The sequence below is a fragment of the Pseudoduganella namucuonensis genome (assembly GCF_900116645.1).
GTDB classification, from domain to species: domain Bacteria; phylum Pseudomonadota; class Gammaproteobacteria; order Burkholderiales; family Burkholderiaceae_D; genus Rugamonas; species Rugamonas namucuonensis.
The window spans coordinates 1-2669 of sequence record NZ_FPBO01000095.1 but is presented as its reverse complement, the minus strand read 5'-3'; the positions used below and the strand labels follow the sequence as shown (position 1 = coordinate 2669).

At 54.0% G+C, this 2669-nt stretch carries 3 protein-coding genes and 1 pseudogene; 1 reads left to right on the top strand and 3 read right to left on the bottom strand.

Translation table 11 applies throughout. The features are described from left to right. Positions 1-138: 138 nt before the first annotated feature. Positions 139-1035: a phytanoyl-CoA dioxygenase family protein gene (locus BM436_RS36865; protein WP_143133527.1), complete on the bottom strand. Its 897-nt coding sequence runs from the start codon at positions 1033-1035 to the stop codon at positions 139-141. Between the two features lie 439 nt (positions 1036-1474). Between BM436_RS36865 and BM436_RS35825 the strand changes: the two genes are divergently transcribed. Beyond that, positions 1475-1738 (top strand): transposase, encoded by a 264-nt coding sequence (locus tag BM436_RS35825; protein WP_093561678.1) that lies wholly within the window; start codon positions 1475-1477, stop codon positions 1736-1738. 60 nt (positions 1739-1798) lie between these two features. On the opposite strand, the gene BM436_RS35820 is transcribed toward BM436_RS35825, so the two are convergent. Continuing rightward, positions 1799-2233, bottom strand: coding sequence for a site-specific integrase (locus tag BM436_RS35820; RefSeq protein WP_143133526.1), 435 nt, complete (start codon positions 2231-2233; stop codon positions 1799-1801). Between the two features lie 145 nt (positions 2234-2378). Beyond that, positions 2379-2584 (bottom strand): annotated as a pseudogene (locus BM436_RS35815) (integrase core domain-containing protein); the annotation flags it as partial. Positions 2585-2669: the final 85 nt, after the last annotated feature.

The window sequence follows — 2669 nt, the reverse complement described above, 5'->3', positions numbered from 1 at the left end:
CGTCATGGAGGTAATGAGCGGCTTTCTCCAGTTGAGTACGAGAAGCGGTATTTTCAGAGGCTCAAGGGTGTCTAAAAAATCCGTGGCGATTCATGGAGATGGTTCCCCGATCCCGGTCTCATGCTGCAATCGTCCGCCTCAATTTCTGACGATCAGGCGGTTCACGTGGCGGTTTAGCTTTAGCGGGCCGTGATACGGTAAAGGCGCGTACTCATAAAAATACGCGGGGAGTAGCGAGTATTGAATTTGCAGTAAGAGCCGTGGCGTCTCGTTCGGAACGACACCCTTGTGAATGCCGGAGGTATCGACGGCGAATCCTGTCCCTGCTTGTCCCGTCACAATCAACGCGCGTTCGGATCCAAATTGCCTGCCGACGAATTCATCGCTGTAGGCTCGCAACTTGACCGAGCCTTGCATTTTGTGAGTCTTCAACACGTAAATGTGCGGACCTTCGCCAAGTCCCACGTCAGTCAGATAGACCAGTACTTTAAGATAGCGCCAGTCGTCCGCATCACGATGGAAACCCTGCAGGTTGTTACTTGCGCGGTCGGAGGGCATGGACCAGCGCAATGACAACGCGGAAAGGGTCGGCAGGCATCCAATGTAATTAGCTGCCAGCGCCAGCAAGGTTGGACTGTTGGCCAGTGAGAGGATGTGGGGACAATTGACAATGTCTTCCAGTTGATAGTCAGCCATCGACACATCATGCGGTATAGATGCCAGCGTGAAGTGGCGATGTCTGTTTGCGCGCACGGTCAGCGTTTTGTCTTGCATGTGAACGCGAATCTCTTCGCACTGGCCGGCACTAAGTACTTGCCCAAGGTGAACGAAACCATTCTCGTTGAGCGCGTTAAGCTGCTGTTTCTGATGATGCTTGATGACCAGCGTGTCTCGGCCGCTGAGGCGAAGGAAACCTGCCAGAGTGCGCACTATGGCGCGGCGCAACGACGGCTGTGTGACAAGGCGCTGGCTGTAGTAGCCGAATGCGCGCGTAGGCGAAAAGCGTTCTCCGGGAGTGAGTTGCGCGTAGTTCATCAGTTGTCCGGTTAAATCGCAGCTATCGTAACCGAAGCCCCGCATAGTGACAGAGCGGAGATTGATGTATGATTGTTGCGAAATGGCAATGTTAGTGAGGAAATCTTAGCGCCTACGGAAGTGGCAAACTTTGCGATATATCAAGTTTGAGCTGAATTGTCCCGGTCAGAGTACTGTCGCTCGATAGATCGGTAAAACTTTGGGACGTTGACTGAGGCCTGAATATCAAGACCGGACAGAAATTCAAAGACCGGGCGATAGCGGGACGACGGTTTCCGATAGAGCGCGCATCGATAAAGGATGTGGCGAATGAACGGCAGAGGCGGGCTTAAAAGATGGTGGGCGTGCTGCCTATGCTTTTGTTTGCAAATGCGGTTTGGCCTTCCCCTAGCATGACGGACCCTTTCGATAGGGTGGATGTCACTATCGGAGGTATTACATGGCACGTGAACGACGTTTGTTTTCTGAAGAGTTTAAGCGCGAGGCAGTCAAGCTGGTAGGCCAGCCTGGTGCAAGTAAGGCCGGTATCGCCCGCGACCTCGGCGTTGCCGCAAATTTGTTGGGGTGCTGGTGCAGAGAAGCCAATGTTGACGGACAAGTGGGCGGCGGAGAGAAGGTTTCTGGCCAGGAGTATGAACGCATGCGGCGTGAACTGGCGAAGGTTAAGACGGAGCGCGACATACTAAAAATCGCAAGTCCCTAGCACTTTTTGTTTTGGCGGTACCTTTGGCTGTACTTTCAAAAAATTATAACCTTTTTCTCTCTATAGTTCGATCGGCAAGCCCACTGGGGATTCTTTGGCGTGTGAGTCTAGGAGCATTAATAGGTGCTCTCCCGATAGACGCCATGCTTCCCGTTTCTCGTCCGCGTAGTCGTGGTGCAGGTAATGCCGCCGCACTTTACTGCCCCCCAGTACGTGGTTCTGGCAGCGATCGATGACTTCAATTTGGACCCCCAATCGCTGCATCATGGTGGCACCGGTGCGGCGCAGGTCATGCGATGTCCACGGTCCGCTTGCGCCGCCAGCCAGCACCAAGGTGTCGTCGTACACCCGGTTCTTCATCGGCGCACGCGGTGTGCCATCCTTGGTTCGCCTGAACATGCCTTGCCGGTCCCTGATCTGTTTCGTGAAGGACTTCACATCGATAGTAAGCGCAAAGCCTGCACCGTCTAGACACTGAATAGCACCAGTCGCCAAGATAGTCTCCACTAAAATTTGGTGGGGACTATCTTGGAGAGTGAAGTTCAACACGGCAGACGCCGACGCAGTACTGTAATGACCCAGCAGAATCTGCTCAGGTTACGCTGATCTTGCCCCGGCATTTCCGGACACAGCCTATCGCTTAATTAGCGCCGATCTGAGCTCGGCGCATTAGCTCTTCCCGAAACATGCTTGGCGATTTGTAGCGCAAGGACGAATGCGGATGATCTCGTTAAAGTGCTTAAACGCTGCAGGCATCTGCCGCAGCACGATCTCGGCGCTGCTGCGGTCCATGCGGCTGACGTAATCGCGCTTAAACGTGTTCACAAAGCTCTCGGCCATGCCGTTATCGTCTGTCAGCAACTGCTTGCCATGGCGACGACTGCACGCCCATAACAGTTGAAATCACCCACCCATTTCACCCCCAACGGGG